The organism is Polynucleobacter sp. MWH-UH25E (assembly GCF_018687095.1).
Classification (GTDB): Bacteria; Pseudomonadota; Gammaproteobacteria; order Burkholderiales; family Burkholderiaceae; genus Polynucleobacter.
This window is the reverse complement of the sequence record NZ_CP061286.1, coordinates 363,802-384,277: the sequence shown is the minus strand read 5'-3', so window position 1 is coordinate 384,277 and position 20,476 is coordinate 363,802. Positions and strand designations below refer to the sequence as shown.

At 45.4% G+C, this 20,476-nt stretch carries 23 protein-coding genes; 8 read left to right on the top strand and 15 right to left on the bottom strand.

Going from position 1 to position 20,476, the window contains the following annotated elements; translation table 11 throughout:
• On the top strand, positions 1–489 hold the full coding sequence (locus ICV39_RS02050; protein WP_215390249.1) for a dihydrofolate reductase: 489 nt from the start codon (positions 1–3) through the stop codon (positions 487–489).
• Positions 490–521: 32 nt separating this feature from the next.
• On the opposite strand, the gene ICV39_RS02045 is transcribed toward ICV39_RS02050, so the two are convergent.
• Entirely contained in the window at positions 522–1,337 is an 816-nt protein-coding gene (locus ICV39_RS02045) for a peptidyl-prolyl cis-trans isomerase (protein ID WP_215390248.1), read from the bottom strand.
• A 71-nt stretch (positions 1,338–1,408) separates the two neighbouring features.
• Between ICV39_RS02045 and ICV39_RS02040 the strand changes: the two genes are divergently transcribed.
• Positions 1,409–2,032, top strand: a complete 624-nt coding sequence (locus ICV39_RS02040; RefSeq protein WP_215390247.1) for an SOS response-associated peptidase — start codon at positions 1,409–1,411, stop codon at positions 2,030–2,032.
• 22 nt (positions 2,033–2,054) lie between these two features.
• On the opposite strand, the gene msrQ is transcribed toward ICV39_RS02040, so the two are convergent.
• From msrQ to ICV39_RS02025, 3 genes are read right to left on the bottom strand one after another with little or no spacing between them, the layout of a single operon-like run.
• On the bottom strand, positions 2,055–2,687 hold the full coding sequence (gene msrQ, locus ICV39_RS02035) for a protein-methionine-sulfoxide reductase heme-binding subunit MsrQ (RefSeq protein ID WP_251372707.1): 633 nt from the start codon (positions 2,685–2,687) through the stop codon (positions 2,055–2,057).
• Positions 2,688–2,729: 42 nt separating this feature from the next.
• Positions 2,730–4,940 carry a xanthine dehydrogenase family protein molybdopterin-binding subunit gene (locus ICV39_RS02030; RefSeq protein WP_215390246.1) on the bottom strand — a complete coding sequence of 737 codons (2,211 nt, stop codon included), beginning with the start codon at positions 4,938–4,940 and terminating at the stop codon, positions 2,730–2,732.
• Positions 4,941–4,950: 10 nt separating this feature from the next.
• Positions 4,951–5,448 carry a (2Fe-2S)-binding protein gene (locus ICV39_RS02025; protein WP_215390245.1) on the bottom strand — a complete coding sequence of 166 codons (498 nt, stop codon included), beginning with the start codon at positions 5,446–5,448 and terminating at the stop codon, positions 4,951–4,953.
• Between the two features lie 168 nt (positions 5,449–5,616).
• On the opposite strand from ICV39_RS02025, the gene ICV39_RS02020 reads away from it, so the two are divergent.
• Entirely contained in the window at positions 5,617–5,832 is a 216-nt protein-coding gene (locus ICV39_RS02020; protein ID WP_215390244.1) for a hypothetical protein, read from the top strand.
• Between the two features lie 2 nt (positions 5,833–5,834).
• Here ICV39_RS02020 and ICV39_RS02015 read toward each other — a convergent pair whose 3' ends face one another.
• Entirely contained in the window at positions 5,835–6,152 is a 318-nt protein-coding gene (locus ICV39_RS02015) for a 4a-hydroxytetrahydrobiopterin dehydratase (RefSeq protein ID WP_215390243.1), read from the bottom strand.
• A 23-nt stretch (positions 6,153–6,175) separates the two neighbouring features.
• Entirely contained in the window at positions 6,176–6,904 is a 729-nt protein-coding gene (locus tag ICV39_RS02010) for a pseudouridine synthase (RefSeq protein ID WP_215390242.1), read from the bottom strand.
• Between the two features lie 110 nt (positions 6,905–7,014).
• On the opposite strand from ICV39_RS02010, the gene ICV39_RS02005 reads away from it, so the two are divergent.
• Positions 7,015–7,563, top strand: coding sequence for a DUF2889 domain-containing protein (locus ICV39_RS02005; protein WP_215390241.1), 549 nt, complete (start codon positions 7,015–7,017; stop codon positions 7,561–7,563).
• On the opposite strand, the gene ICV39_RS02000 is transcribed toward ICV39_RS02005, so the two are convergent.
• The 6 genes from ICV39_RS02000 to ICV39_RS01975 all read right to left on the bottom strand — a co-directional run bounded on the left by ICV39_RS02000 (position 7,560) and on the right by ICV39_RS01975 (position 13,732).
• Positions 7,560–8,330, bottom strand: coding sequence for an SDR family NAD(P)-dependent oxidoreductase (locus ICV39_RS02000; protein WP_215390240.1), 771 nt, complete (start codon positions 8,328–8,330; stop codon positions 7,560–7,562). The two genes, ICV39_RS02005 and ICV39_RS02000, sit on opposite strands and share 4 nt — an antisense overlap.
• Before the next feature lie 50 nt (positions 8,331–8,380).
• Positions 8,381–9,253: an MBL fold metallo-hydrolase gene (locus tag ICV39_RS01995; protein ID WP_371816543.1), complete on the bottom strand. Its 873-nt coding sequence runs from the start codon at positions 9,251–9,253 to the stop codon at positions 8,381–8,383.
• A gap of 76 nt (positions 9,254–9,329) precedes the next feature.
• Positions 9,330–9,893 carry a lipocalin family protein gene (locus ICV39_RS01990; RefSeq protein WP_215390239.1) on the bottom strand — a complete coding sequence of 188 codons (564 nt, stop codon included), beginning with the start codon at positions 9,891–9,893 and terminating at the stop codon, positions 9,330–9,332.
• A gap of 4 nt (positions 9,894–9,897) precedes the next feature.
• A complete protein-coding gene (gene msrP / locus ICV39_RS01985) occupies positions 9,898–10,860 on the bottom strand; it encodes a protein-methionine-sulfoxide reductase catalytic subunit MsrP (RefSeq protein ID WP_215390238.1) in 963 nt (320 codons plus the stop codon).
• A gap of 91 nt (positions 10,861–10,951) precedes the next feature.
• Positions 10,952–11,362, bottom strand: coding sequence for a BLUF domain-containing protein (locus tag ICV39_RS01980; RefSeq protein WP_215390237.1), 411 nt, complete (start codon positions 11,360–11,362; stop codon positions 10,952–10,954).
• 135 nt (positions 11,363–11,497) lie between these two features.
• Positions 11,498–13,732: an NADP-dependent isocitrate dehydrogenase gene (locus ICV39_RS01975; protein ID WP_215390236.1), complete on the bottom strand. Its 2,235-nt coding sequence runs from the start codon at positions 13,730–13,732 to the stop codon at positions 11,498–11,500.
• A gap of 260 nt (positions 13,733–13,992) precedes the next feature.
• On the opposite strand from ICV39_RS01975, the gene ICV39_RS01970 reads away from it, so the two are divergent.
• Entirely contained in the window at positions 13,993–15,189 is a 1,197-nt protein-coding gene (locus ICV39_RS01970; RefSeq protein ID WP_215390235.1) for an MFS transporter, read from the top strand.
• 66 nt (positions 15,190–15,255) lie between these two features.
• Complete coding sequence (locus tag ICV39_RS01965; protein WP_215390234.1) at positions 15,256–15,603, top strand: FKBP-type peptidyl-prolyl cis-trans isomerase; 348 nt, start codon at positions 15,256–15,258, stop codon at positions 15,601–15,603.
• A gap of 87 nt (positions 15,604–15,690) precedes the next feature.
• Here ICV39_RS01965 and ICV39_RS01960 read toward each other — a convergent pair whose 3' ends face one another.
• A complete protein-coding gene (locus ICV39_RS01960; RefSeq protein ID WP_251372706.1) occupies positions 15,691–16,641 on the bottom strand; it encodes a transglycosylase SLT domain-containing protein in 951 nt (316 codons plus the stop codon).
• Between the two features lie 594 nt (positions 16,642–17,235).
• Here ICV39_RS01960 and ICV39_RS01955 point away from each other — a divergent pair.
• Positions 17,236–18,258, top strand: coding sequence for a DNA/RNA non-specific endonuclease (locus tag ICV39_RS01955; protein WP_215390232.1), 1,023 nt, complete (start codon positions 17,236–17,238; stop codon positions 18,256–18,258).
• A 1-nt stretch (position 18,259) separates the two neighbouring features.
• Here ICV39_RS01955 and ICV39_RS01950 read toward each other — a convergent pair whose 3' ends face one another.
• A complete protein-coding gene (locus ICV39_RS01950) occupies positions 18,260–18,523 on the bottom strand; it encodes a DUF3820 family protein (protein ID WP_215390231.1) in 264 nt (87 codons plus the stop codon).
• A gap of 216 nt (positions 18,524–18,739) precedes the next feature.
• Between ICV39_RS01950 and ICV39_RS01945 the strand changes: the two genes are divergently transcribed.
• A complete protein-coding gene (locus ICV39_RS01945) occupies positions 18,740–19,654 on the top strand; it encodes a DUF6662 family protein (protein WP_215390230.1) in 915 nt (304 codons plus the stop codon).
• A gap of 72 nt (positions 19,655–19,726) precedes the next feature.
• Here the strand turns inward: ICV39_RS01945 and ICV39_RS01940 are convergent, their stop codons facing one another.
• The gene (locus ICV39_RS01940) at positions 19,727–20,455 is read right to left on the bottom strand and encodes an ABC transporter ATP-binding protein (protein WP_173955127.1); all 729 of its coding nucleotides are present in this window, start codon (positions 20,453–20,455) and stop codon (positions 19,727–19,729) included.
• Between the last annotated feature and the right edge of the window lie 21 nt (positions 20,456–20,476).

The following is a 20,476-nucleotide window of genomic DNA, read 5'->3' as shown; positions in this document are numbered from 1 at the left end:
ATGACTCAACCTGCCATCTCCATGATTGTTGCTCGTTCACGTAACCACGTGATTGGTCGCGACAACCAGATGCCCTGGAAAATTTCAGCTGACCTCCAGTTTTTTAAACGCGTCACCATGGGTCATCCTGTCATCATGGGAAGAAAGACCTGGGAATCTATTGGCCGCCCACTACCTGGACGTCGCAATATTGTCGTTAGTCGCAATGCTGACTACTCACCTGCGGGTGCGGAACTTGCAAGCTCATTAGATCAAGCACTGGCTAGCCTTTCTGATTCACCAAGAGTGTTTGTGATTGGCGGAGAACAGTTATTCAAACAAGCATTTGATAGAGCCGACCGTCTATATGTAACGGAAATTGACATCGACATAGAAGGTGGCGATACCTTCTTTGAAATCCCAAACGCATCCGATTGGAAAGAGGTCGAGCGTGTACCGGGATCAGAGAATGGTATTCATTTTGCCTTTGTCACTCTAGAGCGCAAATAAGCGCAAAATCAAAAGGCCCCGAGGGGCCTTTTTTACTGAACTACGATCTTAGAATCTTTAGCAAGCTGAGATAAGAACTCAAATTGCTTTTTCTGCATCAGACCTGCTCGGACAGCTTTTTCTGCCTGCTCAAATGTTGGCGGCTTGCTTGAGCGCTTATCCTCCACCTTAATTAAATACCAGCCCTGTTGCATCTGAATTGGGGCAGATACTTGGCCTTTGTTTAGGTTGGCAATGGCAGCAGACAATGGCTGCGGAAGTTGGCCGGGCTGAACCCAGCCAGCCGCCCCACCCTGAGCCTTATTTGGGGCAAGGGAAACACTACGAGCAACCTTATCAAAGGCTTCACCCTTTTTAATACGACTCATCGCTGCTTGAGCATCTGCTTCACTTGCAACAGCAATATCGCTGATCTTGTATTCCACAATCATGCCTTGCGGGCCTAAAGATCCCACCTGCTTGTTGTACTCAGCACGCACATCAGCATCGGTAATAGGATTTTTTTCCATGAATGTGGCTAACTCTAGATCCGCTAAGTAGTTTTGGCGAATCATGGCTAGTTGCGTATTGGCCTTATCAGAATTTGCCAATCCGTCTTTCTCGGCCTGCTGAGAAAGTAATAACACTTCAATATATTTCTCGATCACTGCTTTACGTAATTCAGGGGAATCTTTCTGGCCTTGAGATAGCGCAACTCGAATTCCTTGCTCAACCATATCATTGGTGATGATGGCGCCATTAACGGAAGCAGCCGCATTAATTGGCAATCCACTTTGCTGGGCATAAATTGAGCTTGTTGCAGCACCAAGCGCAGCAATCAATAGGCTTTTGAATACTAGTTTTCTCATAAGGACTCTCTTATCTATAGAGACTCAATGGTAACAGCTGAAGCCATCATTACCGTCAGTAAAATAGCTTTATGTGTGTTCAATACCTCACCACCGCCAATAATGCTTGGGTCAAAGCCCACTTTGACCTAGAGTTGCCACCGTCAAGCGCCCATGATGTTTTTCCGACCTATCCAGGAATGATTGTTCTTAAGAGCCACAATACCCAACGAACTGCAATTGGCCCTGCTCGCTTTGGGCTCATTCCGGCATGGGCAAAAGACGAAGATTTTGGCAGGAAAACCTATAACGCTCGATCTGAAACGGTTAGCGAAAAGCCTTCTTATAAGCACGCATGGTCAAAGCGACACTATGCATTGGCTCTAGCGGATGCTTTTTACGAACCCTGTTATGAATCCGGAAAAGCAGTCAGAACAAAAATTAGCCAAGCCAACCAAGAGCCTATGGCAATTGCTTCCATTTGGGATACCTGGACTGAACCAGAAACAGGTGAATTGATTGTGTCGTTCTCAATGCTCACGATTGATGCCAGCGAACATCCCATCATGCGACGTTGTCATAAGCCAGAAGATGAAAAGCGCACAGTTGTTCCATTGCGACCAGAATTATTTGATCGCTGGCTCAATGCCACTCCCGATACTGCGCTCGAATTATTGAATTTAGATTCGATTCCGGAACTCGCCTTCTCCGAATAAAGACTTATTGGTTTTTGGGGTTTTAGACTGCAAACCATCTACGAATTACAGGTAAGCGCAGAGAGAGTAAGCCAACAATCGCGCCCGCATATATTGCCACTGTTCCCAAGTCATTTTTTCCGGCTTTATGCCACCAGTAGTGGGCGATGACTGTACAAGCAATGATGTAAACCAGCTTATGCAATACAGTCCATCGCCTTCCTAGTTTACGAATCGCCCATTGATTAGATGTGAATGCTAGAGGCAGTAACAATATGAGGCTTAAGAAGCCCATCGTAATGAATGGGCGCTTGAGCACATCATGAATCATTGCTTGTAAATCTAGCGATTGGTCTAAATAGAGCCAAATTACGAAATGCAGAAAGGCGTAAAAGAAACAAAAGAGCCCCAACATACGACGGAACTTAATCCATACGACAGAGCCCGTGATCATGCGCATTGGAGTCATGGCGAGGGTAATACATAAAAATACCAAAGCCCAGGTACCTGTTGAACGGGTAATAAATTCGATTGGGTTAGCTCCAAAGCCATCGCTATTTGCCAACCACAGTAAGCGCCCTAAGGGTATTAGCGCAACAATAAATAGAATGCTTTTAGAGAGCTTGAGATTCACCTGCATTACGCCATGGTAAGCCAAATATAAAAATGGCTCCACCAATCATTCAACTGATGGAGCCCTATATGACAAGCCAAGAAATTAAGCGAGACTTAATCCTTCTTTATAAAGGGGGAAGTTGCGCACTGGCCTTCCAATCGCAGCCGATATTGCATTTGCGACAGCGGGACCAACGACACAAATGGTTGGCTCGCCTACCCCACCCCAGAAATCATAAGTTGGCACTAGAACTGTTTCAATCCTGGGGGTTGAAGCCAATTTCAAGAGAGGATAAGAATCGAGATTCTGTTGCTTAATGCGGCCGTTCTCAACGGTGATTTCTGGATTGAAAATCGCTCCCAAAGCCATCGCCACAGAACCTTCAATTTGCTCACGCGTTAAGTAAGGGTTGACGACATGGCCTGAATTCAAAGCGAATACTAGTCGCTTCACATGCACCATGTTCCCATCTACCGATACTTCGGCAACGCATGCTGAGTAGCTAGCATATCCCATGAATTGCGCAACGCCACGGTAAGTACCTGCAGGCAAAGGCTTATCCCAATTCGCCTTCTCAGCAGCAGCATTGAGTACACCCAAATGCTTTGGATGATTCTGCATAACCGCCTGCCTAAACTTCACTGGATCTTTACCTGCCGCCTTGGCACACTCATCCATAAAGCATTCCATAAAGATGCCGTTCTGGTTTGTATTAACGCCACGCCACGGCCCGACTGGGACATGGGTATTTTTCATGACGTATTCCGTCAAGAGGGTTGGGAAGGTATAACCAAGTTGAGCATCAGGGCCTTTTTCATAAAAACCTTGCAATTGCCGCTCATCCTTACCATCCTTAATTGCTGAAGGCGCCAATGTCGCGTTAATAGACTGACCCGCCACCTTGATATGCATACCGGTCACATTGCCGCTACCATCAATACCCGCGCTCATCTTCGCCATCGCAATCGGATGGTAGTAGTCATGCGTCATATCTTCTTCACGACTCCATAACACTTTTACAGGAGTGCCTGGAAATTTCATAGCGACTTTTGCAGCAAAAGTTGTGAAGTCTTGAGTGGAACCACGACGGCCAAGACCGCAACCTGAGTCAAGCTTATAGACTTCGCAGTTCGCTAGAGGAATACCGGTAGCTTCTGACAATGCTGCCAATGAGCCTTCGCCATTTTGTGTTGGCACCCAAGCCTCAGCACGGCCACCACTAATCTTCACGGTTGCGTTCATTGGCTCCATCGTGACGTGAGCACGATATGGAGTGTAATAAATTGCTTCGACTTTCTTTGCGGAGCTATTAATTGCTTGAGGAGCATCGCCAACTTTACGTTGCCAGAAGTCGCCTTGCTCATCCAAGCCAGCGCGTAACATCTTATTAATATCGTCTTGCGATACGTTCGCAGCTTTACCCTCATCCCAAACAATCGGCAAAGCATTCAAAGCAGTATTTGCGCGCCACCATGTATCAGCTACGACGGCAACAGTACTATCGTTAATCTGCACAACACCTTTGACACCACGCATTCCCCGAATCTTTGCCTCGTCATAGCTCACAAGCTTGCCGCCAAAAACAGGGCAAGACTTTACTGACGCGCACAACATGCCTGGCATTTGCAAATCAGCGCCATACACCTTAGAGCCGTTGACCTTATTGGCTGTATCAATTCGCGCATACGGCTGTCCTGCTACTTTCCACTTGCGTGGATCTCTGAGAGTAATTGACTGGGGATCAGGCGGCGTTAAGGTGGACGCCAGCTCAGCAACTTTTCCGTAAGTTGTTTTTCGACCGGATGGTACGTGCGTGATCACACCTTTATCAACAGTCAATTCACTAACAGGAACATTCCATTGATTGGCAGCCGCTTGGAGCAACATGATGCGAGCAGCAGCAGCGCCACGCCGCACATAGTCTTCAGAAATTCGGATGCCGCGACTGCCACCAGTTCCGTGCTCACCCCAAACACGCTTGCGTGCCAAGCTTTGTCCTGGTGTGGCTGACTGTGTTTTAACCTTCTTCCAGTTGCATTCCAACTCTTCAGTCACCAATTGCGCCAAGCCAGTTCGAGTTCCCTGCCCCATCTCTGAGCGAGCTATCCGAATATAAACAGTGTCATCAGGCTTGATACTTACCCAGGCATTGACTTCTGCATCACCCGCTTTGGTAGGTGTATTGGGGTCATATGGAGCACCAGTCTGGGCCAAGGCATTTTCTGGCAAGGCGCCAATGCCGAGCATGAGACCGCCGCCAAGCACGGTGCCCTTAATAATGAAATCGCGACGTGAAGTATTTTTGAGTGTCATATTCTTCTCCTTAACCACGTGTTGCTGGAGAAGCTTGGTATTGCGCCAGCACATCTGCTAATTTTTTCTGACCCGACGCCACATGAATGCCATCGCGGATTTTTTGGTAAGTACCGCAACGGCAAATGTTTGACATCGCGTTATCGATATCAGCATCTGTTGGTTTCGGAATACGCTTGAGTAATGCAGCAGCGGCCATCACCTGGCCAGACTGGCAATATCCACACTGAGGCACATCTAATGCAATCCATGCTTTCTGAACTGGATGAGTATTGTCTTTAGAGAGCGACTCGATCGTCGTGATTTTGGCAGCACCAACAGCCGAAACGGGAATGGAGCAAGAACGAACTGGTTCACCATTCATATAGACAGTACAAGCGCCACATTGCGCCACGCCACAACCATACTTGGTACCAGTTAAACCCACTACTTCCCGTATCGCCCACAACAAGGGCATGTTTGGCTCCACGTCGATATTGTGGACTTGACCATTGATATTTAGCTGCATACTGCCTCCTCTGTTTTATTTTTTAAATTACTATAAATCATTATGAGATTTGTGCGCCCGCACAAGAAATACGGCCTTGCCCTCCATTTGCCAGCCCTACCAAGTAGCGACAATTGGTATCCAGTTCCTAGGTAATTTGCTATTCTGAGACCTCTACCAAGGATATTTATGACAAACGATCACCAAGACCAAAACGACGACGATTTCAACTATGGTTGCGAATGTGCCATGACACTACTCAACGAGCCCACTGAGGACTGCCTCAATGATCTTATTGACGAGTTAGATGAAGACGGGATGATCTCGACTGAAGTAGTCTACGGCTTATTAGCGACTATCTTGATGAGTCTCAATGAAGAAGACCAAGAAGGTGATGAGCATTAAACCTAGACTTGTACTTGGGTTTGAGCTTGGATTTGTATAGCAAAGCCATTCATTGCTTTAGCTAATTCCACATCCAATAGGGTTAGCGCGTTTTCTGAATGGGTGCTTAAGCGCACATTGACCCGATTCCAAGAATTTGACCAGTCTGGGTGATGGTTTATTTTCTCAGCGTATTTTGCACACAGGGTCATAAAGTGAAATGCTTGCTGAAAGTCTTTAAAAACAAAGTTGCGCTCGATTGCAACACCCGAATTATCTCGCCCCCATAAAGGTAGATTTTTCTCAAAATCGAAATCCTTGGGCAGTTTAGTAGGCTTCACTTAGTTAGACCCCTCTTTAGAACTCACTTAATATCCACGCTTTGAGACAGAAGGCGTAAATCATCTGGATAAAGCCAGCGCCACTGACCTTCTGGCAAATCCTTTGGCATGAGGTATACACCAATTTGCGCACGGTGTAATTGAGCCACATGATTGCCAACAGCAGCCATCATACGTTTTACTTGATGGTATCTTCCCTCAACGATTGTCATCGCCAACACATTCTCAGAAATCTGATGGCATGCAGTGGCATAACATGGTCTAGGGTCATCATCTAAAACTACACCATTGAGTAAATGATCAATCTGAGATTGAGTAATCGCGCTTGCCGCGGTTATCTCATAGACTTTGCCGATATTCTTTTTGGGCGTTGTCATTTTATGGATGAATTGCCCATCATCTGAAATCAATAGCAATCCAGTGGTGTCGTAGTCTAGCCGTCCAACACACTGTAGACCACGCTCTACAAATGGTGCAGGCAGCAAGCTGTAAACGCTGGCGTGATGCGTTGTTTTATGAGAGCACTCGTAATTCAGGGGCTTATTAAATGCAATGTAAGCCTTCTCGTGATACTCCCAATCCTTGCCATCTACATTGAGTGTGAGACCTTCGGTGGAAATGCGTTCATCCGGATCCTCCGCCAAAACACCATTCACCTTGACTAGATCGGCATAGACTAAATCTGCGCAATAGCGTCGTGTACCAAAGCCTTGGCTAAATAAGATTTTTTCAAGAGAGATCGGTTTTGCCATATTCTGCAGAGCATACTACAGAGCGCATTTGCAGATAGGCTTAGATGGCAAGTTTGCCCTCAATTCATTATCATCAGGGGTAGCTTTTTGTCTTTTCATATTTGATTGCCATGCTCTCTTCACCTAAACCCAGATCTCCACTCCACACCCGAGAAATCACTTTCCAAGGTTATGCGCGAGAAGATGGTTTATGGGATATTGAAGGACATCTCAAAGACTACAAAGCAACACCGTTTACAACGGGTGCAACCACTTGGCAACCTGGCGAGGCTTTTCATGACATGTGGGTTAGAGTCACGCTCAACAGCGAGTTAGTGATTCAAGATATTGAAGTGGTCATGGATGGCCACCCCCACCCTGAATGTCCCCAAGTCATTCCTCCAATGACGGCTCTGATTGGAGAGCGTCTAGGTAAAGGCTGGAGAAAAACGATTCAAACCCACCTTGGCGGCATTGCGGGTTGCACACACTTACGTGAGTTGCTCAACAGTTTGGCTACAGCCGCCTTTCAAGCCATTCCAGGGGCTTTATTTGACCCCGATGAAAATAAGCCACCTCTATACCTTGGCACCTGCAAATCTTGGGATTTCAACGGACCGGTAGTGATGCGCGTCTATCCCAAGTTTTACCGCTGGAAAGAGGAAGACAAAAAGTCTTAAAGTTCTCCGCGATGCACATTGAATGCATTAAATGCTTGTTGCACAGGCATCAGCTCTAACACATTAATATTCATGTGACTTGGCAAAGTGGCTGACCAATAAATTGCTTCGGCAACATCGTCAGCACTTAATGCTTTGACGCCAGTATAGACCTTACCAGCTTTATCATCATCGCCCTTAAAGCGTACATTTGAAAACTCAGTGCCCGAGCACATACCAGGCTCAATACAAGTCACGCGCACTGGAGTGCCAATTAAATCAGCGCGTAAATTTAAACTAAATTGCTTTACAAACGCTTTAGTACCACCGTAGACATTTCCACCTGGATAGGGGTAATTAGCAGCTACAGAACCTAGATTAATAACGTGACCGCGCTTACGCTCAACCATACCCGGTAAAAATGCGCGACTCATATGCACCAAACCCTTAATGTTGGTATCAATCATTCGATCCCAATCACTCAAAAATGCTTGGTGTGCAGGCTCGAGGCCCAATGCTAAGCCAGCGTTATTAACCAACACTGTTACGTTCGCAAATTCTGACGGCAATGTGCTAGCCAACTTATCCACTTTAGCGCTATCGCATACATCCACTGATAAAGTGAGTAAACGTTTTTGCTGATCCGCAGGCAAAGAGGCTTTAATAGCATCCAAGCGCTCTTGCCGTCTTCCAACCGCAATCACTTTATGTCCATGTGCCAAAAAGCGTCTAGCCGTTGCCTCACCAAATCCAGCAGTAGCTCCAGTAACCAAAACAGTATGTTCCATATTTCCTCTTGTCATCCTTTAAGTTTTTATAAGTTCATTTAGTTTTATGACTAATTTTTATCAATTAAGTGATTATCCTCGATAACAGCCGCGCCTGACTTGGCCAACGCTTGCATAAGCCATATACAAAATTCATCCATATTCATATTCAATTGCTTTGCTGCGCTATTGAGTGCGGGCGTATTTGAGATCCATTGATTTACTAAAGACAACTCTTTGCTACGCCATTCTAATAATTTGTATTTCAGTAAGACTTTAGCTCCATGTCGAGCATTTCTATCAGGATCTGATGCTAAATAATCTAAACGAGAACGTGCTGTAGCAAGAGCGGCAGCAACATCCACAAAAGGTTTTCCATGGCCTGGAATTACCACAGAGACCGGTAGGCTCTCTATGAGATCAAGAGTTTGAGCGACTTCTTCGAATCCCGATTCACCCCAAAGCTCAGGGAATATCACGCCAAAGCCTTCTTCCCACAATGCATCCGCAGAAATCAACAGGCCATGCTCCTCTTGGTACAAGATGACTGAGTGAGGATCATGTCCTGGCGCAGCCAGAATATCCCACCCATATCGCCCCAGCGATATACGCTGACCTGGTATTAGCAAATGATCAAAACCAAATCGCGGGCAGTCTTGCCCTAAGTTTTGATAACTTAGAAGATCCATATTCCAATCACGAACTGCTTCAGCTTCAGAAGCAGGGATATAAATCTGGCAACCATATGCCTCCTGCAAGGCTGAATTGCCACCACAGTGATCCGAATGCAGGTGAGTATTGACGACCTTATTGACAGTACTGAGTTGATGTTTATTCAAAGCATTACGTACAAGAGCTAAAGTCATGCTTTGATGAGCAACATAACCGGTATCGACCAAAGAAACATCATGCTCACCAAAGTGAAGAATATTATTGGCTGACAACCACCCTCTTTCGAATATCTCAATACCAGGGGGCAATAGATGTCGCATTGATGCGGACCGTTTCAACGAATTCTTCTTAATTTTTTGGAGAGCTTGTTAACTGCTGAGTTAGCTCGAGTTTGCGGGTATCAAACTGCTGATTCTGCAAACGCAGCAACAAAGCATCATAGGTCCTTTTATCAAGCTGGGGAGTTCTAGATAAAACCCAAAGATATTCTCTTCTAGGATCGCTTACGGCTGCTACTTGATATTGAGAATCGAGATCGATGATCCAGTAATCACCCCAAACCATTGGCAAGAAAGATAGCCAAGCCGGGGCAAAACGCACTTCCAACTTTGGCGAATCACTTGCACCCACTTGCCTTGCCGTTCCTTCTGCTTGAGAGATCTCGCCATCTGCGGTTTTACAGCTATTCAGTACTTTTAAGTTTCCATCTGGCCTAACCGAATAAACCGCCTGAGTATTGCTGGCACATTTTTTCTGAAACCAATTCGGAAATTTGGCAATCTCATACCAGGTCCCCATATAGCGAGGCACATCAAGAGAAGGAATGGTTTTAACAGCAGACTCTTGAGCGTGACCCAAGGAACATAGCAAAAAAAGGTTGGACGCAAAAACTAGATAGCTAAATTTCTTCATGGACTTAATAGTATTTCTTTAAATCCATTCCAGCATACATGCTTGCTACTTGGTCTGCATATCCATTAAACATTTGGGTCTTAATTTTTGGTGCAAACATTCCCTTAGGGTCGCCAATACGACGCTCTGTCACCTGACTCCAGCGTGGATGATCAACCTGTGGATTTACATTGGAGTAAAAACCATATTCCCTTGAATCGAACTGACTCCAACTAGTCTTTGGCATCTCTTCGGTAAAGCGAATTTTGACAATTGATTTCGCACTTTTAAATCCATACTTCCAGGGCACTACTATGCGCACAGGCGCACCATTTTGCTTGGGTAACACCTCTCCATACAAACCGAATGTCAACAAGGTCAGCGGATTCATTGCCTCATCCATGCGCAAGCCTTCGCGATAGGGCCAATCCAGGATATTGCTACTGACTCCGGGCATCTGTTTGCGATCTGCCAGAGAAATAAATTCCACATACTTCGCCGATCCCAATGGCTCAACTTTATTGATTAATTTGGATAAGGAGTACCCATCCCATGGGATTACCATAGACCAACCTTCAACACAGCGTAAACGATAAATACGCTCTTCAATTGGAGCTAGCTTTAATAAAGCATCGATATCAAGCGTAAGTGGTTTTTTTACAAGTCCTTCAATGGAGATAGCCCACGGTCTTGTTTGCAAAGTATTTGCATGGGCGGCGGGATCTGCTTTATCAGTGCCAAACTCATAGAAATTGTTATAGCTGGTAACGTACTTATATGTCGTTGGTTCTTCTTTAAGGCTATAGGTCGTATTTAAGGTAGCCGCCAACTTTTCTGGAGTTGATGCAAGAGCCTGACGAGAAAACCATGGTGCTAAAGCCATACCAAAACTGCCTGCTGCAGCAGTTTTGATTAATGAACGTCGATTCTCAAAAACATCTCTAGGCGTGATGTCACTGGCAAGTATGGTTTTATCTTTAAAGCGCATGGTAGACCCCCACTAAAGCAATAGGTCTATTTTGCTACTGATGGCAATTTATTGCTTAAGCCTGATACAAGCGCAGGAAAATTGAGGATCGTTACTCTTCTAAAGCGGCACGCATCTGATTAAGCAAACGTAAGCTGTGCTTATCCATACCGGCAACCATGCCTGCTAACACTGGATAGTCACGTACGAGAGTTTCTCCACCATAAAAGCGCATTAGCCACTCTGGAAAGCTTCGCTCTGCAATATCACGAATCTCCAGCAGTTCTATACGATGATGGCGATCATCTTCTTGAATGCGCTTCCATACCTTCATGATGTTGGCGCGCTCACCTTCAATGATTTGCCCAAATTGCTGATTGTCGTAAAACAAAATACCGGTCACACCATGTTTTTGATTAAAGACTCGTGCCGACTCTAGGAGTCGCATCAAACCAAGAAAAGACATATCCGAGACTGCTTCGCTCAGATAACTTAACTCGATAAGGTCTTTTGGTTTTGGCATTGAGGATTTTGCAAAGACTAAAAAAGAAAAAGGCAAACCCGAAAGTTTGCCTTTAAATAATAACCCTAATTAATATAAGAAATTACTATCGCTTATACCTAATGCTCATATCTGGTGCATCAGCACTTTTATGTATTACGCTCTTGCTGCTTTCAATGCTGCATTGAAAGTTGGGCTTGGACGCATTACCGCTTTGCATTTCTCAGAATCAGCAACATAGTAACCACCAATGTCTGCTGGCTTACCTTGAACCGCCTTGAACTCGGAAACAATCTTCTGCTCGTTTTCTGCCAAGGATTTTGCTAAAGGTGCAAAATGCGCCGCCAATTCCTTATCTTCGGTCTGATTGGCCAATGCTTCTGCCCAATACATCGCCAAGTAGAACTGACTGCCACGGTTATCTAATTCACCGGTACGTGGCGAAGGCGATTTATTGTTATCCAATAACTTGCCTGTAGCCTCATCCAAAGTGCGAGCGAGGATTTTCACTTTTGGATTACCTGTCTTGTCGCCGATATCCTCAAGCGAAACCGCCAAAGCTAAAAACTCACCAAGTGAATCCCAACGCAAATGGTTTTCTTCTACCAACTGTTGAACGTGTTTTGGAGCAGAACCGCCTGCACCGGTTTCAAACAAACCACCACCCGCCATCAATGGAACAATCGAGAGCATCTTCGCACTGGTACCCAATTCCATAATAGGGAACAAGTCGGTCAAGTAGTCGCGCAAGATATTACCAGTTACGGAAATAGTATCCTTACCGCGAATCACACGCTCAAGGGTGTAACGCATTGCGCGAGTCTGAGACATGATCTGAATATCCACACCTTCAAGGTCATAGTCCTTCAGATATGTTTTTACTTTCTTGATCAATTCAGCTTCGTGCGGACGGTACTCATCTAACCAGAATACTGCTGGAGTATTTGAGAGACGCGCGCGATTAACTGCCAATTTGACCCAGTCACGAATTGGCGCATCTTTCACTTGACACATACGCCAAATATCACCCTCTTCTACGTTCTGCTCAAGTAATACAGTGCCGTCATCAGCAACAATTCGAGCTACGCCAGCCTCGGGGATCTCAAATGTCTTGTCATGTGAACCATACTCTTCAGCCTGCTGAGCCATCAAGCCCACGTTTGGAACAGTACCCATGGTTCTTGGATCAAAGTTGCCATGTGTCTTACAGAAATTGATCATTTCTTGATAAATACGGGCAAAGGTACTTTCTGGGATTACCGCCTTAGTGTCATGCAAACGACCATCCGCGCCCCACATTTTGCCGCCGACACGAATCATGGCTGGCATCGACGCATCCACAATCACATCGCTTGGAGAGTGTAAGTTGGTAATACCTTTTGCTGAATCCACCATCGCTAATGCAGGACGATGCTCATGGCAAGCGTGTAAATCTTGAATAATTTCTTCGCGCTTGGACTCTGGCAAAGTTTTGATCTTGTCGTACAAGCTGCTCATTCCGTTATTAGCGTTAACGCCCAACTCTTCGAACAACTTCGCATGCTTTTCAAAAGCATCTTTATAGAAAATCTTCACAGCGTGACCGAATACGATCGGGTGTGATACTTTCATCATGGTTGCCTTCACATGCAAGGACAACATCATGCCAGTCTTGTATGCGTCTTCGATTTCTTTTTCGTAGAACTCACACAAGGCTTTTTTGCTCATGTACATGCTATCGATGATTTCGCCGGCAAGTAAAGAGACTTTTGGCTTGAGCACAATAGTTTTGCCGCTCTTTGTCACCAAGTCCATCTTCACATCACAAGCTTTAGTCATGGTCATTGACTTCTCGCTGGAGTAGAAGTCGCCACCATGCATATGGGAAACGTGTGTACGGGAAGCCTGGCTCCACTCACCCATGGAGTGAGGATTCTTACGTGCGTAACGCTTCACAGCGGGTGGCGCACGACGGTCAGAGTTACCTTCGCGCAATACTGGGTTTACAGAACTGCCTAAACACTTAGAGTAACGAGCACGAATTGCTTTTTCTTCTTCTGTCTTAGGATCATCCGGGAAATTAGGGATCTTGTAGCCCTTGTTTTGTAACTCTTTAATTGCTGCAACCAATTGCGGCACAGAGGCACTGATATTTGGCAACTTAATAATGTTGGTATCTGGGAGCAAAGTCATCTTGCCCAACTCAGCTAAATTGTCTGGAACTTTTTGAGCATCTGTTAAGCAGTCAGAGAACTCAGCCAAAATACGCGCGGCAACTGAGATATCGCTCTTAACAATCTCCACTCCAGCTGGCGCAGTGAAAGTACGAATAACTGGCAAAAATGCGCAAGTCGCTAAAAGCGGCGCTTCGTCTGTCAGCGTGTAAATAATCTTTGATTTCTCTGAAGCCATTAACGTTTCCTCAATATTGATAAATTTACAGAGTCAGGTTTTTACCCTGCCACTCTCATATTCCGCATTTTGCAAAGCACTTTTAGTTGGCTCGTCTTACAGTTAAAACGTACCTTTTTGCCAATGAGGCGAGAGTTCAATTTTAAATCATCGGGATTGCCATAAATTAAGGTTTTTCGCCCAAAAACCGCATATAACGCCCAATTTAAGGGAATCCACCAAGACGGCAGCGGCATTCATTTCCTCGTAAACTGCATGCCATGCCCAGTAACCAGCATCCCCTGCTAAATAAGAACCTCTTATTGCTCATTATTTGCCAGGGCCTATTCCTGACCAACAATGTCACTTTTATTGCTATTAATGGCCTAGTTGGCTATAGCCTTGCCCCCGTGAGCTGGATGGCCACGTTGCCCGTCATGGGCTATGTTGTCGGCGCAGCTTTTTCAACTTCCTTGGTTGCTAAGTCACAAAATCACTTTGGCCGAAAAATTTCTTTTCAGCTTGGTCTTTTGGTGGCTGCCTTATCAGCACTACTTTGCGCCTATGCGGCATTTAGTAAAAACTTCTGGCTATTAGTGATCGGCACTTTCATTGCTGGTTACTACAGCGCCAACGGGCAGCTCTATCGTTTTGCGGCGGCAGAGCTCACTGAAGTAAGTCAGCGAGATAAGGCTGTCTCATGGGTTTTAGCTGGGGGCATTCTGGGCGCAGTGATCGGCCCTAACCTAGCTTCTTGGACTCGCAATCTATTTGAGACCGCCTTCTTGGGTGCTTACTTATCCCTTTCCATTGCAGCCTTCATCGGAATTGTTGTGATGCAGTTCATTCACTTTCCGGAGGAATTCAAAACCCATCACACCCTCTCCGACGGCAGACCTCTCAATATCATTCTGCGTCAGCCCGTCTTCTTGGTAGCAGTCATTGGCGCAGCACTTGGTTATGGCGTTATGAATCTCCTCATGGCAGCCACACCACTGGCGATGCAAATTTGCGGCCTGCCATTCTCGGACACCGCCCTAGTACTGGAGTGGCATGTCATTGGCATGTTTGCGCCTGGATTTTTTACTGGAGCACTTATTCAACGCTTTGGCGCCCTCAAAATCATGGGGCTTGGAGTCGGTCTTAATTTCATTTGTATATTGATTGCCTTGAGCGGGACAGACCTTCATCAATTCTTCATTGCTCTCTTTTTGCTTGGCGTGGGCTGGAATTTCCTATTCACTGGATCTACTTCTCTAGCCATGACAGCCTACAAACCAAGTGAGCGAGACAAAGCGCAAGCTGCAATTAATTTCTTTGTGTTCGGCACTATGGCGTTTACCTCTTTTGGATCAGGCGCCCTTATTACCTCTCAAGGCTGGGAAATCCTGAATTTAGGCTCACTCATTCCCGCTACGATTACCGCAGTTGCACTAGTTTGGTTGGGCCTTCAGCAACGCAAGACCATCAAAGCCTGATGCGCCTATACTAGCCAGTCATTTAAACCTATAGAAATACCTAAGGGAAACATTAAGGAATACATCATGTCAGAACTCAAGAAAATCGATACTGTCGTTGGCGATGGCAAAGAAGCAACTGCAGGTAATCACGTTGACGTGCATTACACCGGCTGGCTCTACGATGAAAATGCGCCAGACCAAAAGGGCCAAAAATTTGATAGCTCGCTTGATCGTGGACAACTATTTAGCTTCCCATTAGGTGCTGGTCACGTTATCAAAGGCTGGGATCAAGGCGTTGCAGGCATGAAAATTGGTGGCAAGCGTACCCTGATCATTCCCGCCGATATGGGCTATGGTGCTCGTGGCGCAGGCGGCGTTATTCCTCCTAACGCTACGCTCGTGTTTGATGTGGAATTGCATGGTGTGAACTAAAACTTCACTGCGTAATACAAAAACACAAAAGCCACCCTTGGGTGGCTTTTTATTTATCAGGTGACTATCAATTAGTCATCTCATTAATTAAGAACGCAGAGACTTTCCATTCAAAGTCAGACGGTTCATAGATTTGGTTTGGCATAGGCCAATTAATCGATTGCGTTCTGCCAATACTTTATCGGCATAACCACCATCGTCTTCGGCGTTAGCAGCGCCTACGTAGTACTTCAAGCCATTGCGCAATGAACCTGCTGTGGCAATTAAGTACTTTAGGATATATGCGCCTACACGAATGTTGACTTCAGGTTTCACTGCTTGTTGCGTTCCACCATACAAAGCATATTTCTCACGGTGAACAGATGTCATCACTTGCATGAGGCCTTCTGCACCAGCTTGGCTCTTTGTATTTGGGTTGAAATTGGATTCCACTGAAATCACTGCGAGCAATAAAACTGGATCGATATTGACCTCTTTGGCGATCAAGATCGTGTTCGACACATATTCTTCAATCTTGTTGCGATCGAGGTTGTATTTTTTCTCAAAGAAATCCGCCACAGCGCGTTGATTCTGAATAGAGCCCATCAAATTGCTATCCAGTGCCTGAGGATCTAACTTAGATGCCGGGATACGATCGGCTAAATGGGAGATCGATTTCACCTGCATTTGCGCCACCGAAGGCATTAACAAAGCAACAGTTTGTTGCTTCACACTCGTCAGTCCAGATGCGTGTTGAGCTGACTTTTGATAAATCACCGAGGCAATGTCTGTATCGGAAGCGGTTGCGACATTCTCATTCGCCTTGTATTGCTCGAGCATGCCAAAACCATTACTCCATACGATGTGACGTGCCTCATCTGGAACCAAAATACGAGCTAAGTCGAATGCGCCAGCATTGGTGCCATTGCCCGAAAGCCAGAGACCGACCACCATAAATACCGTAACAACGAGCAAGCCATTAACGACTCGGTATACCGGAGCCATAGCATGGGCTAGCAGGTCTTTTGCAGCCAGCATAGCTGGTTGCGACTCCCGCATCTCACTCAAATTGTTTGTTACACATTTACTCATTCACTGGTTTGCGACACCCCAAAACAATCAAAACATTTGCCTAACTGTTTTATGCTGCATCGCAATATATTAAAAACATGGGTCATCCTAAAAAGGTTCTTATATCAAGTCAAGAATAAAGAAGTAAATTTCAATAACTTTTAGTTGTTGAAATACGGGAGTTCCCGAATATCCCACCTAAATTCAGGAATAAGTACATATAAATCAATTACTTATAGGTGTTAGGGGGCACTAATTTCATTCTATAAAAAATTGGCTAATTTCCAAGTTTTTTACTATTTGGAATCAAAAATCGCCCACAAAAACCATACATCTAGTGTTTAAGCTCATATTATTTTCTACCGGTAGTTATCAACCGTGATTGCTGCAAGGCACTATTTATAAGGCCTTGACGCTGCACTACTCTATGAAAGTAAGCTGACTTTGCACTAGCTCTATGGCGAACACCAAGCATGGAGGAAAAGGCTAGCCCTACACTTATGGGTAATGAATATAGAACTCAGATCACCTAACTTACTTTGCTCGCTTCGGCTAGCTCGCTTGGTTCACTTGCGTCGGTTAATGAGCCTCTTCGCTCTAGTTGGATGCCTATTAACGCCTCTGAGCGTGCTGGCCGTTTTCGATGACTGCAAGGAACTTTTTCCCAATCAGCGCATTCCTACTGCCACTCAAGTGGGTCGAGATCTCTGTTTTGATAGCTTTGCGGTTTACTACTCACCCCAAGATAAGAAACCAATTTATGTTGTCGAGAAACTCAATCGAGAACAGTTGTCAGCGCCACATCCACGAAGAAGCAACCAGTTTTATGAAGAGGCTAGACTCCCATTTTCAGAAAGAGCTCTTCTCTCTGACTATCGAGCCAGCGGCTATGACCGCGGCCACAACGCACCCGCAGGCGATATGAGCAATGAGAGGGCGATGGCCCAATCATTTTCCTTGGCCAATATGATGCCGCAGGCTAGACAAAATAATCAGGGCATCTGGGCTAAGAATGTTGAGGAGCCGACCAGACATTACGCCAAAAGAGCCCTGGGAGATATTTATGTCTTTACCGGCTCGACCGGAAATCAAGGAAGCATAGGAAGAAGCCATGTCACGATACCGAGTCATTTATATAAATTGGTATATGACCCTAGTAAAAATTCTGCGTGGGCTTATTGGATTGAAAATTCCAATGACGCATTAATGACGCCACCGATTTCATATGCGGAATTGGTAACTAAAACGGGTATCGACTTTCATTTGCCGATTCAAAGCGAACCTACTTCACTCAACTCAATGCCAACCAAGCCTAACTCCATCAAGACCGGCCAGCATGTGGGCTCAGTAGGGGGCTGGTATCCCGTATTTTTTGATACCTATTTGACTGAGAAGGTAAACGCGATTCTTAATGAAATCAAAGCGGGCAAAGTTGCTAGCGTTCAGATTCAATACGATCAGAATACTGAGCTAGCGAAACAGATTTCCAATCAACTCCAGTCGCAAACCCAGGTGGCAATCGAGCTGAGTCAAAGTAGTCCGCCAGAAACTCCTGGCGTCTCTTACGAGCAAAAACGCGTAACTGTCATCGTTCGATCAAAGTAAATTAATCACGTACGTTGTATGCTCTTTGAGCACTTTGCGCTTTTTGTGCTTTTTGCGCCTTTTGTATAGGCGCTAAGAGACCACGTAAGCCATTGTGATCAAGCGTGTGCATTAATTCAAGCAATTCACCGAGCTCACTCTTCGGAAATCCCTCGCGCGCGAACCACGCCAAGTAATTTCCTGGTAGATCTGCAATGGCGCGACCTGCATGCTTACCAAATGGCATTTTCATTAAAACTAATTTTTCTAATGCTTGTGAATTCATATATGCATCTTACAAGCTATAAAGAAATAAAAGCCGAGTAAACAGCGCAGCTGCGCGTTGATTTCAAATCTAATCCCGTATTCATCTAGCCATTTATTCGAGAATGGTCTTATACCTATTTGAGAATCATTCTTATTTGATTTGCTATATTGGATTCCGATTCGAATTACCCATTCGATCACTTTCAATCAACTCTCAAAAAGATGAAGATCCTCTATGAAACTCACTATCAAAAGACTTTTGGCATTCAGCCTATTTCTTGCCGCCACCTTGCACATCTCTTTTGCAAATGCTGGTGAAGGCGTATTTGGCTGGATTTATACCCTCGATTTACAACCCAAAGGAACCTTAGAGTTTGAGCAACGACTACAACTCAATCAACAGCAAGCAGCGGGATCATATGACGCCTGGACTGCTAGAACAGAATTGGAGTACGGCCTCACGAATGATTTACAAATCGCCGGCTACATTAATTCTTATTACACCAGCGCCAACCAAAACTACACTAATTCAGAGGCATGTGAAGACGCGCCAAGTTGCACTGGTGGATATGGCGTCCCCTCCTCCCACGATCCATCAAAAGCCTACAGAAAAGGTGGAATTGAAGGTGGCTCTCTCGAGGCAATTTATCGCATTACCAATCCTGTTACCTCACCCATTGGTGTAGGTCTCTATCTCGAGCCAAGTTGGGGAAGAAATAAAGATGAGATCGAAGCACGCCTCTTGCTGCAATCAAACTTTATTGATGACCGCTTAGTGGTCGCCAGCAATATCGTGGTTGCGAATGAGCGTCTGAAATTTATAGAAAACGGTAACGTCCCAGAATCCATGCTGGATATTCTGGTTGGGGCCAGCTATCGATTTGCCCCGAAGTGGTCAGCGGGTGTCGAGGCACGCTTTCATAATGACTACTCTGAGCTCAATTTGCGCAATCAAGTACAACGCGCCACATTTGTTGGACCCAATTTGCACTACGCCGCCAAAGACTGGTGGGTCACAGGAGCATGGCGTTATCAGCTAGCTGGTGGTACCTGCATGGGTGGTGGCGAAGCAGAATGCTCCAACGCAAGAGTATGGGATAGCCACACCGTCAATGAATATATTCTGAAGGTAGGTTTTCCAATCAATTAAAAAATAGGCATTAAAAAAGCCCTTGAAAAAGGGCTTTTTTATTACTGATGACTATCTACCAATAGATGCAACTTAGTGACCACCTGCTCCGCCCAAGTAGGCCGCTTTCACAGCGGGATCATCTTTGAGTTTGGCTGCTGGGCCATGGGTTGCAATCTTACCGTTCTCTAATACATAACCATAATCAGCAACATTCAATGCCGCTGCAGCAAATTGCTCAACCAACAACATGGTTACACCTTGAGACTTCAGATTAGAAATAATCTTGAAAACCTCTTCCACCAAAATTGGTGCAAGACCCATCGAAGGCTCATCCAAAAGAATGATTTCTGGGTTCAACATGACTGCACGAGCCATTGCTAACATCTGCTGCTCACCGCCAGATAAAGTGCCCGCCAATTGATTACGACGCTCTTTCAAACGCGGAAACATTTCTAGGGCTTTTTCTAGATCGTTCTTGATGTCACCCTTTGGGCGACTTCCAGTAAAACGCGGAAACGCGCCAAGCAACAAATTGTCCGTAACAGACATCGTTGTAAACACACGGCGACCCTCTGGGCTATGTGCCAAACCTAAACGAGCGATTTTGTGCGAGTCGTAACCATCAATTTTTTCGCCGCCCAAGCTCACTTCACCAGCAGTGGGTTTGATCATACCGGTGATAGCACGCATGGTTGTGGTTTTGCCAGCACCGTTTGAGCCAATCAAGGTAATCACTTGTCCCTTAGGCACATCAATATTGATGCCGTGGAGAACTTTGACTTTTCCGTAGCCTGCTTCAAGATTCTTAATAGATAACATGGTATTTACCGTTCAATATTG